Annotated in this window: 15 protein-coding genes and 1 tRNA gene; 7 read left to right on the forward strand and 9 right to left on the reverse strand. The window is 72.7% G+C overall.

The window, feature by feature from the left end; genetic code table 11:
• Positions 1-264: 264 nt before the first annotated feature.
• Complete coding sequence (locus ACZ7L7_RS21765; protein WP_285511545.1) at positions 265-1320, reverse strand: LLM class F420-dependent oxidoreductase; 1056 nt, start codon at positions 1318-1320, stop codon at positions 265-267.
• A gap of 169 nt (positions 1321-1489) precedes the next feature.
• On the opposite strand from ACZ7L7_RS21765, the gene ACZ7L7_RS21770 reads away from it, so the two are divergent.
• Both ACZ7L7_RS21770 and ACZ7L7_RS21775 read left to right on the forward strand, forming a co-directional pair.
• Positions 1490-2476, forward strand: a complete 987-nt coding sequence (locus tag ACZ7L7_RS21770) for an aldo/keto reductase (protein WP_285511546.1) — start codon at positions 1490-1492, stop codon at positions 2474-2476.
• Entirely contained in the window at positions 2473-4719 is a 2247-nt protein-coding gene (locus tag ACZ7L7_RS21775; protein WP_472076843.1) for a helix-hairpin-helix domain-containing protein, read from the forward strand. The genes ACZ7L7_RS21770 and ACZ7L7_RS21775 overlap by 4 nt, the downstream gene beginning before the upstream one ends.
• 1070 nt (positions 4720-5789) lie before the next feature.
• On the opposite strand, the gene ACZ7L7_RS21780 is transcribed toward ACZ7L7_RS21775, so the two are convergent.
• Positions 5790-6470, reverse strand: a complete 681-nt coding sequence (locus ACZ7L7_RS21780; protein ID WP_453608373.1) for a hypothetical protein — start codon at positions 6468-6470, stop codon at positions 5790-5792.
• Between the two features lie 47 nt (positions 6471-6517).
• Here ACZ7L7_RS21780 and ACZ7L7_RS21785 point away from each other — a divergent pair, with 47 nt between their 5' ends.
• Positions 6518-6706 carry a DUF5703 family protein gene (locus ACZ7L7_RS21785; RefSeq protein ID WP_030053310.1) on the forward strand — a complete coding sequence of 63 codons (189 nt, stop codon included), beginning with the start codon at positions 6518-6520 and terminating at the stop codon, positions 6704-6706.
• 58 nt (positions 6707-6764) lie between these two features.
• Here ACZ7L7_RS21785 and ACZ7L7_RS21790 read toward each other — a convergent pair whose 3' ends face one another.
• From ACZ7L7_RS21790 to ACZ7L7_RS21800, 3 genes are all read right to left on the reverse strand, one after another.
• On the reverse strand, positions 6765-7619 hold the full coding sequence (locus ACZ7L7_RS21790; RefSeq protein WP_472076845.1) for a chaplin: 855 nt from the start codon (positions 7617-7619) through the stop codon (positions 6765-6767).
• A gap of 117 nt (positions 7620-7736) precedes the next feature.
• A complete protein-coding gene (chpH, locus tag ACZ7L7_RS21795; RefSeq protein WP_285511550.1) occupies positions 7737-7970 on the reverse strand; it encodes a chaplin ChpH in 234 nt (77 codons plus the stop codon).
• A 178-nt stretch (positions 7971-8148) separates the two neighbouring features.
• The gene (locus ACZ7L7_RS21800) at positions 8149-9474 is read right to left on the reverse strand and encodes a M20/M25/M40 family metallo-hydrolase (protein WP_472076847.1); all 1326 of its coding nucleotides are present in this window, start codon (positions 9472-9474) and stop codon (positions 8149-8151) included.
• 187 nt (positions 9475-9661) lie between these two features.
• On the opposite strand from ACZ7L7_RS21800, the gene ACZ7L7_RS21805 reads away from it, so the two are divergent.
• Together ACZ7L7_RS21805 and ACZ7L7_RS21810 are read left to right on the forward strand one after the other, a co-directional pair.
• A tRNA-Leu gene (locus ACZ7L7_RS21805) sits at positions 9662-9746 on the forward strand.
• Positions 9747-9838: 92 nt separating this feature from the next.
• Positions 9839-10210: a YchJ family protein gene (locus tag ACZ7L7_RS21810; RefSeq protein ID WP_285511553.1), complete on the forward strand. Its 372-nt coding sequence runs from the start codon at positions 9839-9841 to the stop codon at positions 10208-10210.
• Positions 10211-10214: 4 nt separating this feature from the next.
• On the opposite strand, the gene ACZ7L7_RS21815 is transcribed toward ACZ7L7_RS21810, so the two are convergent.
• Complete coding sequence (locus ACZ7L7_RS21815; protein ID WP_285511554.1) at positions 10215-10955, reverse strand: class I SAM-dependent DNA methyltransferase; 741 nt, start codon at positions 10953-10955, stop codon at positions 10215-10217.
• 38 nt (positions 10956-10993) lie between these two features.
• Positions 10994-11701, reverse strand: a complete 708-nt coding sequence (locus tag ACZ7L7_RS21820) for a FadR/GntR family transcriptional regulator (RefSeq protein WP_285511555.1) — start codon at positions 11699-11701, stop codon at positions 10994-10996.
• 146 nt (positions 11702-11847) lie between these two features.
• On the opposite strand from ACZ7L7_RS21820, the gene ACZ7L7_RS21825 reads away from it, so the two are divergent.
• Together ACZ7L7_RS21825 and ACZ7L7_RS21830 are read left to right on the forward strand one after the other, a co-directional pair.
• Positions 11848-12375 carry a gluconokinase gene (locus ACZ7L7_RS21825; protein WP_285511556.1) on the forward strand — a complete coding sequence of 176 codons (528 nt, stop codon included), beginning with the start codon at positions 11848-11850 and terminating at the stop codon, positions 12373-12375.
• Between the two features lie 97 nt (positions 12376-12472).
• On the forward strand, positions 12473-13870 hold the full coding sequence (locus tag ACZ7L7_RS21830; RefSeq protein WP_285511557.1) for a GntT/GntP/DsdX family permease: 1398 nt from the start codon (positions 12473-12475) through the stop codon (positions 13868-13870).
• Between the two features lie 60 nt (positions 13871-13930).
• On the opposite strand, the gene ACZ7L7_RS21835 is transcribed toward ACZ7L7_RS21830, so the two are convergent.
• A complete protein-coding gene (locus ACZ7L7_RS21835) occupies positions 13931-14557 on the reverse strand; it encodes a cytochrome b/b6 domain-containing protein (RefSeq protein WP_285511558.1) in 627 nt (208 codons plus the stop codon).
• Positions 14541-15266, reverse strand: coding sequence for a molybdopterin-dependent oxidoreductase (locus ACZ7L7_RS21840; RefSeq protein ID WP_285511560.1), 726 nt, complete (start codon positions 15264-15266; stop codon positions 14541-14543). Before ACZ7L7_RS21840 ends, ACZ7L7_RS21835 begins: the two co-directional genes overlap by 17 nt.
• Positions 15267-15354 lie beyond the last annotated feature (88 nt).

The raw sequence follows: 15354 nt of genomic DNA on the forward strand, positions 1-15354 counted from the left end.
TGGCGGGGAAGACCCCCGAGCCCCCACCACGGCCGCGGAAACCTCCGGCCCCGGCCCGCTCTTCGCCCCTGGCCGCGCCTTACGGGTCGGCCCGCCGCGGCGCCTGTACGAGGTCGGCGCGCCCCACGGCCGCGGTGCCCCGGGCGGGCAGCCGAGCCCGGCGAGCCCGCCGACTGACGAGTCCGTCACCGGGCGACCCCCACGCCGGGCGGGCAGTGGGGGCGTCCGGGCCGGGGCGACCGACGGCGGGCCGGGTGAGAGGGGCTACGCCAGACCGGCGCGCTCCAGGGCCTCCGTGCCCGCGCGGAGCGATGCCAGGCGCTCGTCCAGGGTGAAGCCCGCGGGGGCCAGGGTGAGGGTGGTGACGCCCGCTTCCGCGTAGGCGCGCATCCGGTCGGCGATGCGGTCGACCGAGCCGAGCAGGGTGGTGGAGTCGATCAGGTCGTGCGGGACGGCGGCCGCGGCGCCCTGCTTGTCGCCGGAGAGGTACTTGTCCTGGATCTCGGCGGCTTCCTTCTCGTACCCCATGCGCTGGGCGAGCTGGTTGTAGAAGTTCTGCTTGCGGCTGCCCATGCCGCCGACGTACAGGGCGGTGTAGGGGCGGAAGGTGTCGGCGAGGGACGCGACGTCCTTGTCGTCGCCGACGGCGAGCGGGACGGTCGGGCAGACGTCGAACCCTTCGAGGGTCTTGCCCGCCTTCTCGCGGCCCGCGCGGATGTATTTGACCGCCGTGTCCTCCAGGTGCTCGGCGGAGGGGAAGATCAGCAGGGCGCCGTCGGCGATCTCGCCGGTCTGTTCGAGGTTCTTCGGCCCGATCGCGGCGATGTACAGCGGGATGTGCTCGCGGGTGGGGTGGACGGTGAGCTTGATGGGCTTGCCGGGACCACCGGGCAGCGGCAGCGTCCAGTGCTCGCCGTCGTGGGTGAGCCGTTCCCGGCTCATCGCCTTGCGGACGATCTCGACGTACTCGCGGGTGCGGGCCAGCGGCTTGTCGAACTTGACGCCGTACCAGCCCTCCGAGACCTGCGGGCCGGAGACGCCGAGGCCGAGGCGGAACCGGCCGCCGGACAGGGAGTCGAGCGTGGCGGCGGTCATCGCGGTCATCGCCGGCTGGCGGGCCGGGATCTGGAAGATGGCCGAGCCGACGTCGATGCGCTCGGTCTGGGCGGCGACCCAGCTGAGAACGGTGGCGGCGTCGGAGCCGTAGGCCTCGGCGGCCCAGCAGACGGCGTAGCCGAGGCGGTCGGCCTCCTGGGCGACGGCGAGGTTGTCGCCGTCCATTCCGGCACCCCAGTAGCCGAGGTTGATCCCGAGCTGCATGGCCGATTCCCCTTACTGATCAGTAACGTCCTTGTTGCCGAGACCTTAGCGCGGTGACCGCCCCGGCGGGGAGGGCGCCGGGGCGCGGCGCCGGTTCTTTTCGTTGACCGGAAAACTGGATATCCACAGGCCCCCACGTGGAAGGTTCTGGCCAGTAATCTCGGCGTTCATGGAGCAGAGGCATCTCGGCCGCACCGGCCTGCGTGTGTCCCGTATCGGACTCGGCACCCTCACCTGGGGCAGGGACACCGACGAGCACGACGCCGCGGACCTCTTGAAGACCTTCTGGGAGGCCGGCGGGACGCTCGTCGACACGGCGGACGTGTACGGCAACGGGGAGGCCGAGTATCTGCTCGGCCAGCTCATGGAGGGCCTGGTGCCGCGCCGGGAGCTGGTCATCTCCACCAAGGCGGGCAGCGTGCCCGACCCCGAGCGCCGGGTCGACGGCTCCCGGGGGCATCTGCTGGCCGCGCTGGACGCCTCGCTGTCCCGGCTCGGCACGGACTACGTCGACGTCTGGCACATCCACGCCTACGACCCGGACACCCCGCTGGAGGAGACCCTCCAAGCCCTCGACATCGCGGTCAGCAGCGGCCGGGCCCGGTACGCGGGCGTGTCCAACTTCTGCGGCTGGCAGCTCGCCAAGGCCGCCACCTGGCAGCTGGCGGCGCCGGGCATACGGACCCGGCTGGCCAGTACGCAGCTGGAGTACTCCCTGCTCCAGCGGGGCGTGGAGCGGGAAGTGCTGCCCGCCGCGCTGGATCTGGGCATCGGGATGCTGCCCTCCTCGCCGCTCGGGCGCGGCGTGCTCACCGGCAAGTACCGCGGCGCCACCCCGCCGCCGGACTCCCGGGGCGCCTCCGAGCACCTGGCGCCCTTTGTCGCGCCGTACCTCGACGACACCGCGAGCCGGATCGTGGACGCCGTGCAGACCGCGGCGGACGGGCTGGCGGTGACCCCCCTCCAGGTGGCTCTCGCCTGGGTCCGGGACCGGCCCGGGGTGGCCGCGCCCATCATCGGCGCGCGCAACGCGCAGCAGCTCACGGCGGCTTTGTCAGTGGAGGCCCTTAGTCTTCCTGACGAGATCTGCCGGGCGCTGGACGATGTGTCGGCGCCGGTGCACCGCTATCCCGATCACGACTGGAGCACGCTGTGAGCACGGAGCCCGAGACCACGGGGGAGACCGGAGCGGAGACGCCGCGCGCGGAGGCCGCGCCGGAGGAGGCCGTCGCCGCACCGGGGGCCGAGGGTTCTTCGGCGGAGGGTACTTCGGGCGAGGACTCTGCGGACCCCAAGGGCGCGGGCTCCGAGGGCTCCGAGGGCTCCGAGGGCTCCGAGGGCTCCGACGGTGAAGGTTCCGAGAGCGCGGCCGCTCAGCTGTCCGAGGCCGAGGCCGAGTTGGCGGCGCAGCGCATCGAGCGGGAGCGGATCGAGCGGCGCAAGGCGGAGAAGGCGGCACCCATCGAGGCCGGTACCAAGCTGAGCGGGACCGCCGCCGAGCTGCTGGCCGCCGTACGGGCCGTGGAGAGCGGGGCCAAGCCCGCGGCCACCGTCTTCGCCGTGCCCGAGCCGCCCCGGCGGCCCGCCCCGGAGCCGGTACGGCGGGAGCGGCCCGTGGTGGCCGAGGCACCGGCCGCTCCCCCGGCCGAGGCCGTCGCGGGCGTCGGTCAGGTGCTCGCCGAGGGCGGCGCACCGGCGGGGCTCGCGGCGCAGGTCGCCGCGGTGCTCGGGGAGGGGGCGGCCGAGCACCTGCGGGCCGATCCCTGGCAGTTGCTGCGGGTCGGCGGGGTACGGCCGGAACAGGCGGACGGGTTCGCGCGGGCGCTGCTGGGCGCCGAGTGCGGTCCGGACGACGAGCGGCGGGGCCGGGCCCTGACCGTGTGGCTGCTGGAGCAGGCGGCCGTGGCCGGGCACACAGCGCTGGAACTGCCGACGCTCACCGCGGCGCTGGCCCGGCAGAGCGTGCCCGACGCCGGCGCGGCCGTGCAGAGCACGCTCGCGGAGGGCGAGGCGCTGGCCTTCCAGGACGGACTGGAGGAGGACGGGGCCTCGGAAGAGGACGGGGCGTCGGAAGAGGCCGGGGCGTCGGAAGAGGCCGAGGAGGAACGGCCGGTTCGGGTCCTGGTCGGACTTGAGCGGTACGCGCTCGCCGAGGAGAGCCTCGCCGACGGGCTGGGAAGGCTGGTCAACTCCGTTCCCAAGCAGGACGGTTCGGCTCAGTCCTGGGAGGAGGCCGCCGCCGCGGCCGGGGGCAGCGCGGGCGAGCTGATCCACGCGGTCGCCGGGCACGCGCTGGTGCTCCACACCGGCGGCGCGGCCTCGCTCGCCGAACCGGCGGCGCTGCTGCGCGCGGCCGAGGGGCTGGGGCTGCGCGCGTGGGCGGCGGCCCACAGTCCCCTGGGGCGGGGCTCGTTCGCGAAGCTGGTGGGCGCGGACTCCCCCCGGGTCGCCACCGTCGCCGGGCTGCTGTCCGGGGCCGAGGCGCCCGGGCGGGACGGGGACGGCGCGCTCGATCTCGACCTTCTCGTGGTGCTCGACGCGCCCCTGCTGGACGTCGAGGCGGCGGCGCTGCTCGCGGAGTCCCTGCCGGACGGGGCGCGGCTGGTGCTGTCCGGTGACCCGGGGGTGCTGTGGTCGGCGGGGCCGGGGCGGGTGTTCGCGGATCTGCTGGCGGCCCGGATCTGCCCGCAGATCGCCTCCCGGCAGCCGGACCCCGGCCCGCTCGGCGAGCTGGTCTCCGGTGTCGGGATCGGTGAGCTGAACCAGGTCGAGACGCCCGGCAAGGAGATCGTGATCGTGCCGGTGCGGGACGCCGGGGAGGCCGTGCACCGCACCGTGCAGCTCGTCGCCGACTCGGTGCCGCGCGCGATCGGCGTGCCGTCGGAGGAGACCCAGGTGATCACGCCGGGCCACGGCGGCGCGGCCGGCACCCGCGCGCTGAACGTCGCGCTCAAGGAACGCCTTAACCCTGGCCCCGGCCGCTTCGGCGGCTTCGACCCCGGGGACCGCATCGCCTACTCCCCCGCGCCGGGCCGTACGGTCCCGGGCCGCGTGGTGAAGGCCGACGCCGACGGCCTGCACCTGTCGTGCGCGGGCGAGCCGGTCGTCGTCCCGAAGGACCAGGTGGAGCGGACCGTACGCCACGGGTGGGCCCTCACCGCCCACCAGGCGGCGGGCGCCCGCTGGCCCGCGGCCGTGGTCGTCCTCCCCGGCGACGCGACCGCCGCGCTCAGCCGCCCGTGGGTCTACACGGCGTTCAGCCGCGCGGAGCGGCACCTGTCCGTCGTACACGGCGCGGAAGGGGCGCTGCCGAGGGCGGTGGCCGAAATCCCGGCCAAGCCCCGCACGACCCGCCTGACGGAACTGCTGACACCCCAGGTACCGGCAACCGGCGAGTAGCCCTCGGCGGAGTGGCGCACCGAGCCCGCCTCCGTGCCCTGTGCCGCAGCGGGCGGGGCACCCCGACGCCGACGCTCGGGACACGCGGGCGCCGTCCGGGGCGGGCGCGGGACCGGCACGGGCGGGCTGACGCCGCACGAGCGAAGGGGCGGCTGGGGCGACCCCGCCGGGGCCTGGGACGAGGGCACCGCCCGGGGCGGGCACGGAACCCGCACCGGCGGGCCGACACCGCACGAGCGAAGGGGCGGCTGGGGCGACCCCGCCGGGCCCCGGGACGAAGGCACCGCCCGGGGCGGGCACGGGACCCGCACGGCCGGGCTGACGCCGCATGGGCGAAGGGCCGCCACCGCGAACCCGCCAGGACACGGGGACGAAAGCGCCGCCCGGGACAGGCACGGGACCCACACGGCCGGGCTGACGCCGCACGGGCGAAGGACGGCTGGGGCGAGGGCGCCGGCCGGGACAGGCGCAGGACCCACAACGGCAGGCCCACACCGCACGAGCGAAAGGCGGCCGCCGGGGCCTGGGGGCAAGGGTGCCAGCCACCGCGACCCCGCCGGGACCCGGGACGAAGACCCCGCCGGGACAGGCACGGGACCCACAACGGCAGAGGCCGACACCGCACGAGCGAAGGGCCGCCACCGCGACCCCGCCAGGACACGGGGACGAAAGCACCGCCCGGGACAGGCACGGGACCCGCACCGGCAGAGGCCGACACCGCACCGGCGAAAGGCCGCCGTGACCCGGGCGAGGGCGGCGGCCGGGGCGGGTGCGGGAGCAGTGCGGGCCGGTCAGGCGGTCCTCGGCCGCCGGGGGTTTGAGTGACGGGCCCGTCGCGGCATGGGGTGGGCCGGTGCGATCCGGGGAGCGTGGGCCGCGTTCGGATGGGTGCGAGAAGGCTCGCTGCTCGGTCGGCAGCCCAGGGCGCCGCAGGTGGGAGGGGCGCGGCCCGTTGCGAACCGGGGTTCCCCCGGACCTGGGCGACGTGGCGCGGGATCCCGTCGGCGGCAGCCGAAGGGCGGCGGTCCCGTTCGGGAGGCCGCCGCCCTTCGGTGACGTCATCGCTCAGGTCAGCGATCCGCGTCCAGGGGTTCCAGGTCGTCCTCGTCCTCCGAGGCCGCTTCGACGTCGTCGTCCTCGTCCGGTTCGTCGTCCTCGTCGTCGAAGACCGCGCTCACGTCGAAGCGGCAGACCACGCGCTGGGGGTCTACCTGGTCGAACGGGGACTCCAGCCATTCGCCGGGCTCGGCGACTTCGTCGGCGGCGGTCACCCAGAGCGTGGAGTCGCCCTCCTCCAGACCGAACTCCTTGTGGCGGGAGGCGATCTCGTCCGGTTCGAACTCGCCGAACAGGATGCCGAGCGCGCCGTGGACGGTGGCGGAGTTCTCCGTGTCCGGATCGTCCGCGGCCTCCACCCGCTCCGCCTGCGCCAGCAGTCGCTGCGGCTCCACCACGGCGTAGTCGCGCCTGATCAGCACGCTCACCGCGTTCGGCTCCTCGGGGCCCAGGTAGGGCGGCAGTCCCTCGTCGGTGCCGGGGATCTCGAAGGGGGTGACCTCGTCGTAGCGGTCGTAGAGCAGCTCGTCGTACGCCTCCGCGGCCGAGGCCAGCTCGTTGAACGCCTCGTAGACGGCCGGGTCGTCCTCCCCCGACCGGCGTTCGACGGCCGCGAGATGGCGGTCGAGCGCGGCCTTGACCGCCTCGGCGGCGGCGCGTACCTCGGCAGCGGTGGGCTGCGCAGCATCAGACATAGTGCAGACGCTATCCGTACCGGGCCCCAGCCCGCACAATAGATGCGATGCCGGAATACGAATTTGTCGACGTGTACGTACCGCGCGGGGTTTCCCGTAAGGACGCCACACGCCTGCTGACCGACCATGCGGAGTACGGACACTGGGAGTTGGACCGCCTCAGCCTGCTGCGTGACGGAAGCCGCAAGGTGCGGCTGCGCCGCAGGATCATCCGCCAGGTGCGCGCCACCTGGTGAGCGCGGACGGAGCGGGCCCCGCCGGGGAAGGCGGGGCCCGCTCCGTGCTCGGGGCCGCTCAGGCCGAGGCCCGCGCCTTGCGGTAGAGCACCGTGCCCGCCAGCAGCGCGCCCGCGCCGACCGGCAGGGCGATGCCGAGCGGCAGCTCACTGCCGGTGGCGGCGAGCTGGTCGACGCCGCCGCCCCGTGCCTCGGTGACGGAGTCCGAGCTGGAGGAGCCGGTACCGGTGTGCAGGTCCGTGCTGGGGCCGCCGTGGGCCGTCACCTCGCCGCCGGGACGGGACGGGTCGCCCGGGGTGCCGGGGCGTGCGGGGCCGTCCGGATTGGCGCGATCGCGCGGGGAGTTCGGGTCGCCCGGCTGGTTCCCGGAGTTTCCGGGACCCCCGTCCGGGTTGCCGGGGTTGCCCGGGTGACCGGGCCGGTCCGGTCCCCCCGGGTGGTTCGGTGTGCCCCTGTCGTGCGCCCCGCCGCCGTTGCCGCAGTCGTTGCCCGTGGCGCCGTTGCCGATACCGACGACGTTGACGCTGTTGCCGCAGACGTTGACCGGCGCGTACACCGGGACCTCGACGTGGTTGCCGGATGCCACACCGGGCGAGTGCGAGGTGTGACCGCCGGCGTGCGCGCCCCCGGAGCCACTGTGCCTGCCGGAAGTGCCGTGTTTCGCGCCCCCGCTGTTGACGCAGGTGTTGCCGACCGCCGGGTTGAGCACCCCGACGACGTCGACCGTGTTGCCGCAGGCGTTGACCGGCGCGTGCACCGGTGCCTGGACCGAGTTGCCGGACAGCACTCCGGGCGAGTGCGAGGCGGAGCCGCTCGCGCCGGAGTGGGCCTGGGCGGCGGTCCCGCCCGCGGCGGCGATCACGCCGGTCGCGGCCGCCACGGTCATCAGGCCCTTGCGGGTGACCTGTCGCATTGCTGAATTCCTGCCTTCCCCCTCAAGACCCACGCGAAATAGACCGGTCGGTCCCGGAGCGCATGGCGTGCGCTCCGGGACCGACGGCGTAGAAACGAAACCTTCAGAAAGGCAGCGTCACTTGTTCACGCAGGTGTTGCCGAAGGCGGGGTTCAGCAGCCCGATCACGGAGATCGTGTTGCCGCACACGTTCACCGGGACGTGCACGGGAACCTGGATCACGTTGCCGGACAGGACACCCGGGGAGTGCACGGCGGCTCCCTGGGCACCGGAGTCGGCGACGGCCAGACCCGCACCCGCGAGAACCAGGCCACCGGTGGCAGCCGCAGCGGCGACGACCTTCTTGATCATTATTCCTCCTTGTTGGCAATGCGATCCCAAGTAGCGGATCGCATAGGCAGTAACGAGGAGGGAGTAATGGAGCTACGAGCTTATGGTCGCATTCACTCTTCCTGGTCATTTCCGTACGTGCGGCCGAATAGTGAAGTGTCGTTTCAGTGGGCCAATTCCGGACCCCGGCGGGGCGTCCTCAGGACGCGTCGAGGAAGCGGTCGAGCACCCGCACGCCGAACTTGAGACCGTCCACCGGCACCCGCTCGTCCACGCCGTGGAACATGCCCGCGAAGTCCAGCTCCGGGGGCAGCTTCAGCGGCGCGAAGCCGAAGCAGCGGATGCCGAGGTCGTCGAAGGACTTGGCGTCGGTGCCACCGGAGAGCATGTACGGCACGGCCCGCGCGATCGGGTCCTCGGCACTCAGCGCGCTCTGCATGGCGTCCACGAGCCGGCCGTCGAAGTCGGTCTCCAGCGCCTTGTCGCTGTGCACGTCCTCGCGCTTGACGCGCGGGCCGAGGATGCGGTCGAGGTCGGCGAGGAACTCCTCCTCGTGGCCGGGCAGGAAGCGGCCGTCGACGTGGGCGGTGGCCTGGCCGGGGATGACGTTGACCTTGTAGCCGGCGCCGAGCATGGTGGGCGCCGCCGAGTTGCGCAGGGTCGCGCCGACCATCTTGGCGATGCCGCCGAGCTTGGCGAGGGTCTCGTCCATGTTCTCGGGGTCGAGTTCGGTGCCGAGCGCGTCGGACAGCTCGTCGAGGAAGGACCGTACGGTCTTGGTGACCCGGACCGGCCACTTGTGCCGTCCGAGCCGGCCGACCGCCTCGCACAGCTCGGTGATCGCGTTGTCGGTGTTGGTCATCGAGCCGTGGCCGGCGGTGCCGTCGACGGTGAGCCGCATCCAGTGCATGCCCTTCTCGGCGGTCTCCACCAGGTACAGCCGCAGCTTCTCGTTGACGGTGAAGGAGAAGCCGCCGACCTCGCCGATCGCCTCCGTCACGCCCTCGAAGAGGTCCGGGTGCTTCTGGACGAGGTACTTGGCGCCGTAGGTGCCGCCCGCCTCCTCGTCGGCGAGGAAGGCCAGGACGATGTCACGCGGCGGCTTGCGGCCACTGCGCAGCCGGTCGCGGACGACGGCCAGCGTCATCGCGTCCATGTCCTTCATGTCGACCGCGCCGCGGCCCCACACGCACCCGTCGGCGATCTCGCCGGAGAAGGGGTGGTGGGTCCAGTCGGCGGCGTTGGCCGGGACCACGTCGGTGTGGCCGTGGATGAGCAGCGCGGGCCGGGACGGGTCCTCGCCCTCGATCCGGGCGATCGTGGAGGCTCGGCCCTTGTGGGACTCGATGATCCGCGGTTCGAGGCCCACCTCGGCGAGCTTCTCGGCCACGTACTCGGCGGCCTTGCGCTCGCCGGGACCGGAGTGGTCCCCGTAGTTGCTGGAGTCGATCTGGATCAGCTCGCGGCAGAGGTCCACGACCTCGTCCTCGCCGGTGACGCCCTTGGCCGTGTCCGTCCCGCTCACGCTGGTTCCTCCCGCTGTACCTGCTGGTGGTCCCCCTCATACTCCTCCCGCGGGCGGCCGGGGCCCAAGACCGCCCCCGGTCCGTCACACGGCGTTCACGCCGAGGCCGGGGGGTGATCGGTCACCCTCGAAAGCCTGGTAATGTTTCCTCTGTCGCCGCGGGCAGAGCCCGCACGACAGACACCTTGTCCGGGTGGCGGAATGGCAGACGCGCTAGCTTGAGGTGCTAGTGCCCTTTATCGGGCGTGGGGGTTCAAGTCCCCCCTCGGACACAGAAGCGAGGGCCGCGACCGCGAGGTCGCGGCCCTCGTGCGTTGCAGGGAAGACGAGCGCGCAGGAGGTCGGGCGCGCCGCGGAGGTGATCATGACCACGCGTTCCTGTCCGTGCGGGCTGCCCGCGGCGTACGCGGAGTGCTGCGGCCGGTACCACGCCGGGGCGGCGGCGCCGACCGCCGAGGCGCTGATGCGGTCCCGGTACAGCGCCTTCGTCCGGCAGGACGCGGGCTATCTGCTGCGGACCTGGCATCCGCGGACCCGCCCCGGGCGGCTGGATCTCGACCCCGGGATGCGGTGGACGGGGCTGGAGATCCTGGACGCGACGGACGGGTCGGCCTTCCACTCCACCGGGACCGTGACCTTCCGGGCGTCCTACCGGGGCGGCTCGCTGCACGAGCGGAGCCGGTTCGAGCGGGTGGACGGGGCCTGGGTGTACGTGGACGGGGAGTTCCAGGACTGAACCGTCAGCGGGCGGGTTTCTCCCAGACCGAGACGTGCTGGGTGCTCTCTCCGGTGAAGGGCGCCCGGTCCCAGTCCTGCCAGCGGTCGCGCAGGCGCAGTCCGGCGATCCGCGCCATCAGGTCCAGCTCGGCGGGCCACACGTACCGGAACGGGATTGAGGTGTGCTCCGCGTGTCCGTCCACGACGGTGACGTAGTGGGAGCTCATGGCCTGGGTGGCGGGGTCGTAGGTGTCGAAGGCCCACTGGGTCGGGGTGATGCGGAAGGGCACGGCGGTCTGGCCGGGCGGAAGCCTGCGCAGGTCGGGGACGCCGACCTCGACGACGAAGCGGCCGCCCGGGGCCAGGTGGGCGGCGGCGTTGACGAAGCAGTCGACCTGGGCGTCCTGGGTGGTGAGGTTGTTGATGGTGTTGAACACCAGGTAGACCACGGTGAACCGGCCCTCCACCCGGGTGGTGGCGAAGTCGCCGATGGTCACGCCGACGGCGTCCCCGCCGGGTTTGGCGCGCAGTCGGGCCACCATGGCCCGGGAGACGTCGATGCCGTGCACGGGAACCCCGCGGGCGGCGAGTGGGAGGGCGATACGGCCGGTGCCGATGCCGAATTCGAGGGCGGCGCCGTCGCCGGCGAGGTCGGCCAGCAGGTCGACCACCGGGTCCACCGCCTCGGGACGGAACATCTCCGCCGCGCCGTCGTCGTAGGCGGCCGCGACCTTCTCTCCGAAGTACCCGTCGTCGTCAAGCACTGGGGGACCGTACCGCCGGGGGCGGGGTGGCTGCGCGGCTATTTTCCGGGGGCCAGGATGTCCAGTTCCTGGAGGGCGCCGACGGTGATCTCGCGGACCAGTTGCTCGGCGCGGGCCGCGTCGCGGGCGCGTACGGCCTCGGCGACCTGGACGTGCAGGGTGACGGCGGCCGGGTCGGGGTCCTCGAACATGACCTCGTGATGGGTGCGGCCCGCGAGGACCTCGGCGACGACATCGCCGAGCCGGGCGAACATCTCGTTGCCGGAGGCGTTGAGGATCACCCGGTGGAAGGCGACGTCGTGGAAGAGGTAGCCCTCCAGCTGGTGGCCGCGGGAGTGGGCGACCATGCCGAGGGCGCACTCGGTGAGTTCGGCGCACTGCTCGGCGGTGGCGTGCTGCGCGGCGAGTCCGGCGGCCACCGGTTCGACGGCGGAGCGCAGCACGGTCAGGGAGCGCAGCTGGTGGGGGCGGTCGGCGCCGGCCAGCCGCCAGCGGATGACCTGCGGGTCGTAGACGTTCCACTCGGACTTGGGGCGGACCGTGACGCCGACGCGGCGGCGGGACTCGACCAGGTGCATGGACTCCAGGACACGGACCGCCTCGCGCATCACGGACCGTGAACAGTCGAACTGCTGGGCGAGTTCGTCGGTGCGCAGCACGCTGCCGGGCGGGTACTCCCCCGCGGTGATCGCGGGGCCGAGGGTTTCCAGTACATGGCCGTGCAGCCCCCGGCCCGGTGTGCTCATGGACACAGCGTACGGCGGGGATCACGGGAACAAAAAGTCAGACTTATTTGTCACAGAGTCTTGAATTCGTCGTACCTAATGGGTTTCAGTGTCCCGGCCGACGTCAGCAGTCGACGTCGTATGTCGAGGAAGACAGCGAGGCAGTGATGCGTACCTCCCACGTCATCGTCGTGATGGGCGTCGCCGGAACGGGCAAGACCACGATCGGTCCGCTGCTCGCCGCCCGGCTGGGTGTCCCGTACGCCGAGGGTGACGACTTCCACCCGCAGGCCAACATCGACAAGATGTCGGCCGGTACCCCGCTCGACGACGAGGACAGGTGGCCGTGGCTGGACGCCATCGGCGCCTGGGCCCACGGGCGGGCCGGGCTGGGCGGGGTGGTCAGCAGCTCCGCGCTGAAGCGGTCGTACCGCGACCGGCTCAGGGCCGCCGCACCGGGCGTCCTCTTCGTGCATCTCTCGGGCGACCGGGAGCTGATCGAGAGCCGGATGCGGCAGCGGCAGGGCCATTTCATGCCGACGGCCCTGCTGGACTCCCAGTTCGCCACGCTCCAGCCGCTCCAGGCGGACGAGGCGGGCGTCGTGGTGGACGTCTCGGGCACCCCCGAGGAGATCACCGCGCGCGCCGTGGCCGCGCTGGACGCGCTCGACATCCCGTCGTCCCCGACGGCGTGACCCCACCCGCCGTCCCGACGGCCCCTCCCTGTCGGACGTCCGACGGGGTCACCCCACCCCCCACGGTCCCCCTCCCCTGTAACCGCAAGGAACTCCCGTGACCAGACTCAATGTCGAGCTGCTGGCAGCGGACCCCGTCGAGCCCATCACCTCGGCCGGTCACGCCCAACTGGGCATCGCCGTGCTGGCGGGCATCGCCGTCATCGTCCTGCTGATCACCAAGTACAAGCTGCACGCCTTCCTGTCGCTGACCATCGGGTCGCTGGCGCTGGGCGCGTTCGCCGGGGCGCCCCTGGACAAGGTCATCACCAGCTTCACGGCGGGGCTCGGCGCCACCGTGGCCGGTGTGGGCGTGCTGATCGCCCTCGGTGCGATCCTCGGCAAGATGCTCGCCGACTCCGGCGGCGCGGACGAGGTCGTCGACACCATCCTCGCCAAGGCGAGCGGCCGTTCGATGCCGTGGGCGATGGTGCTGATCGCCTCGGTGATCGGTCTGCCGCTGTTCTTCGAGGTCGGCGTGGTGCTGCTGATCCCGGTCGTGCTGATGGTCGCCAAGCGCGGCAATTACTCCCTCATGCGCATCGGCATCCCTGCCCTGGCCGGTCTGTCGGTCATGCACGGTCTTGTTCCGCCGCACCCCGGTCCGCTGGTCGCGATCGACGCGGTGGGCGCCAACCTGGGTGTCACGCTGGCCCTCGGTGTCCTGGTCGCCATCCCGACGGTGATCATCGCCGGTCCGCTGTTCTCCCGGTACGCCGCCCGCTGGGTGGACGTCCCGGCGCCGGACCGGATGATCCCGCAGCGCGCCTCCGAGGAGCTGGAGCGGCGTCCGAGCTTCGGCGCCACGCTGACCACGATCATGCTGCCGGTCGCGCTGATGCTCTCCAAGGCGCTCGTCGACATCATCATCGACGACAAGGAGAACACCACCCAGCGCGTCTTCGACGTCATCGGCTCCCCGCTGATCGCGCTGCTGGCGGCGGTCCTGCTCGGCATCTTCACGCTGCTCCGCCCGGCCGGGTTCGGCAAGGAGCGGGTCTCCGGGCTGGTGGAGAAGGGGCTCGCGCCGATCGCGGGCATCCTGCTGATCGTCGGCGCGGGCGGCGGCTTCAAGCAGACGCTCATCGATTCCGGTGTGGGTCAGATGATCCTGGAGATCTCCGAGGACTGGTCGATCCCGGCGCTGCTGCTGGCCTGGCTGATCGCGGTGGCGATCCGGCTGGCGACCGGTTCGGCGACGGTGGCGACGGTCTCGGCGGCGGGTCTGGTGGCGCCGCTCGCGGCGGGCATGTCCACCACCGAGACGGCCCTGCTGGTCCTCGCCATCGGCGCGGGCTCGCTCTTCTTCAGCCACGTCAACGACGCGGGGTTCTGGCTGGTGAAGGAGTACTTCGGGCTGGACGTCGGCCAGACCATCAAGACCTGGTCGGTGATGGAGACGATCATCTCGGTGGTCGCCGGTGGCACGGTACTGCTGTTGTCCCTGGTGATATAGCGGTGATTTAGCGGCTGTCCCGGGCCCGCCTTCCGTGCGGAGGGCGGGCCCGTTGGCGTGTCAGGGCTTCCAGAGCGGGTGTTCCCGCTTCGCCCACTCCCGGCTCACCGACCCGGTGCGCATCCCGCGACGGGCCTCGGGGTCGGCGATGGCCATGCCGATGTGGCCGGCCAGGACGATTCCGATGGTGAGCGCCAGCCAGTCGTGGACGAAGGTGGCGCTGGTGCGCCACATCAGGGGCGTGAGGTGGGTGAACCACATCATCAGGCCGGTGCCGAGCATCACCAGGGTGGCGCCCGCGATCCAGGCCGCGTAGATCTTCTGGCCCGCGTTGAACTTGGCGGCGGGGCGGGCGCCGGGGCTCCGGTCGCGGCGCAGGACGGCGCGCAGCCAGCGCCGGTCGTGCGGGCCGAAGCGGTTGAGGTGCCCGAGGTCGGCGCGCAGGGCGCGGGAGGCGAGGCCGGCCAGGAGCGGTACGGGCAGGGCGAGGCCCGCCCATTCGTGGATACGGACCACCAGCTCGCGGCGGCCGACGAGTTCGGCGAGTTCGGGGACGTAGAGGCAGGCGGCGGTGGCCACGCAGGTGAGCATCAGGGCGGCCGTGGTGCGGTGGACCCACCTGGTGGCGCGGCCGAAGCGGCGCAGGCTCGTGGCGGGCGGGGCCGGAGTGTCAGCTCGTGGGTTCATCGTCGCGTCCGTTCGAGCGGCCGACCCAGGCGTCGACGTCGTAGCCGCGTTCCTCCCAGTAGCCGGGGCGGACGTCCTCGGTGACGGTGATGCCGGAGAGCCACTTGGCGGACTTGTAGAAGTACATGGGAGCCACATAGAGGCGGACCGGGCCGCCGTGGCTGTGGTTGAGGTCCTTGTCCTGCATGCGCAGGGCGACCAGGACGTCGGAGCGGCGGGCCTGGTCGAGGGTGAGGCTCTCGGTGTAGACGCCGTCGAAGCAGGTGAAGCGCACCGCCCCGGCCTTGGCGCGCACTCCCGCGGCGTCCAGCAGCCGGGACAGGCGCACGCCCTCGAAGGGGGTGCCCGGGACCCGCCAGCCGGTGACGCACTGGACGTCGCGGACGAGGCGGGTCTGGGGCAGGGCGCGCAGTTCGTCGAGGGTGTACGTCATCGGGTGGTCGACGAGGCCGTCGACGGTGAGGCGGTAGTTGCCCGCGTTCTTGTGCGGCACCGAGGAGGCGACGGAGTAGTAGCGGAAGCCGCCGCCGTTGGGGAGCAGGCCGGTCAGGCCGGTGGGGTCCTTCTCGGCGGCGCCGGCCAGGAAGGACTCCATGCCGCGCTGGAGGACGGGCGCCGTGGCCACACCGAGGGCGCCGAGGCCGAGGGTGCCGAGGAAGACACGGCGGCCGATGGGGGTGCCGCGTTCCTCGGGCTGTTCGGAGTTCACCTGTTCATTCGAGCACTCCCGGCCCCGGGCGGGCCAGGGGCCGGGGGTGCCCGTCAGAGTTTGGTAATCAATGCTCGGCCGCTGCCGG

Source organism: Streptomyces sp. NPDC110618 (genome assembly GCF_055657065.1).

What these genes read in the sequence shown, in the direction of transcription:
- ACZ7L7_RS21765 (WP_285511545.1), bottom strand. Translation starts at nt 1,320, where the DNA reads ATGCAGCTCGGGATCAACCTCGGCTACTGGGGTGCCGGAATGGACGGC.
- ACZ7L7_RS21770 (WP_285511546.1), top strand. Translation starts at nt 1,490, where the DNA reads ATGGAGCAGAGGCATCTCGGCCGCACCGGCCTGCGTGTGTCCCGTATC.
- ACZ7L7_RS21780 (WP_453608373.1), bottom strand. Translation starts at nt 6,470, where the DNA reads ATGTCTGATGCTGCGCAGCCCACCGCTGCCGAGGTACGCGCCGCCGCC.
- ACZ7L7_RS21785 (WP_030053310.1), top strand. Translation starts at nt 6,518, where the DNA reads ATGCCGGAATACGAATTTGTCGACGTGTACGTACCGCGCGGGGTTTCC.
- ACZ7L7_RS21790 (WP_472076845.1), bottom strand. Translation starts at nt 7,619, where the DNA reads ATGCGACAGGTCACCCGCAAGGGCCTGATGACCGTGGCGGCCGCGACC.
- chpH (WP_285511550.1), bottom strand. Translation starts at nt 7,970, where the DNA reads ATGATCAAGAAGGTCGTCGCCGCTGCGGCTGCCACCGGTGGCCTGGTT.
- ACZ7L7_RS21810 (WP_285511553.1), top strand. Translation starts at nt 9,839, where the DNA reads ATGACCACGCGTTCCTGTCCGTGCGGGCTGCCCGCGGCGTACGCGGAG.
- ACZ7L7_RS21820 (WP_285511555.1), bottom strand. Translation starts at nt 11,701, where the DNA reads ATGAGCACACCGGGCCGGGGGCTGCACGGCCATGTACTGGAAACCCTC.
- ACZ7L7_RS21825 (WP_285511556.1), top strand. Translation starts at nt 11,848, where the DNA reads ATGCGTACCTCCCACGTCATCGTCGTGATGGGCGTCGCCGGAACGGGC.
- ACZ7L7_RS21835 (WP_285511558.1), bottom strand. Translation starts at nt 14,557, where the DNA reads ATGAACCCACGAGCTGACACTCCGGCCCCGCCCGCCACGAGCCTGCGC.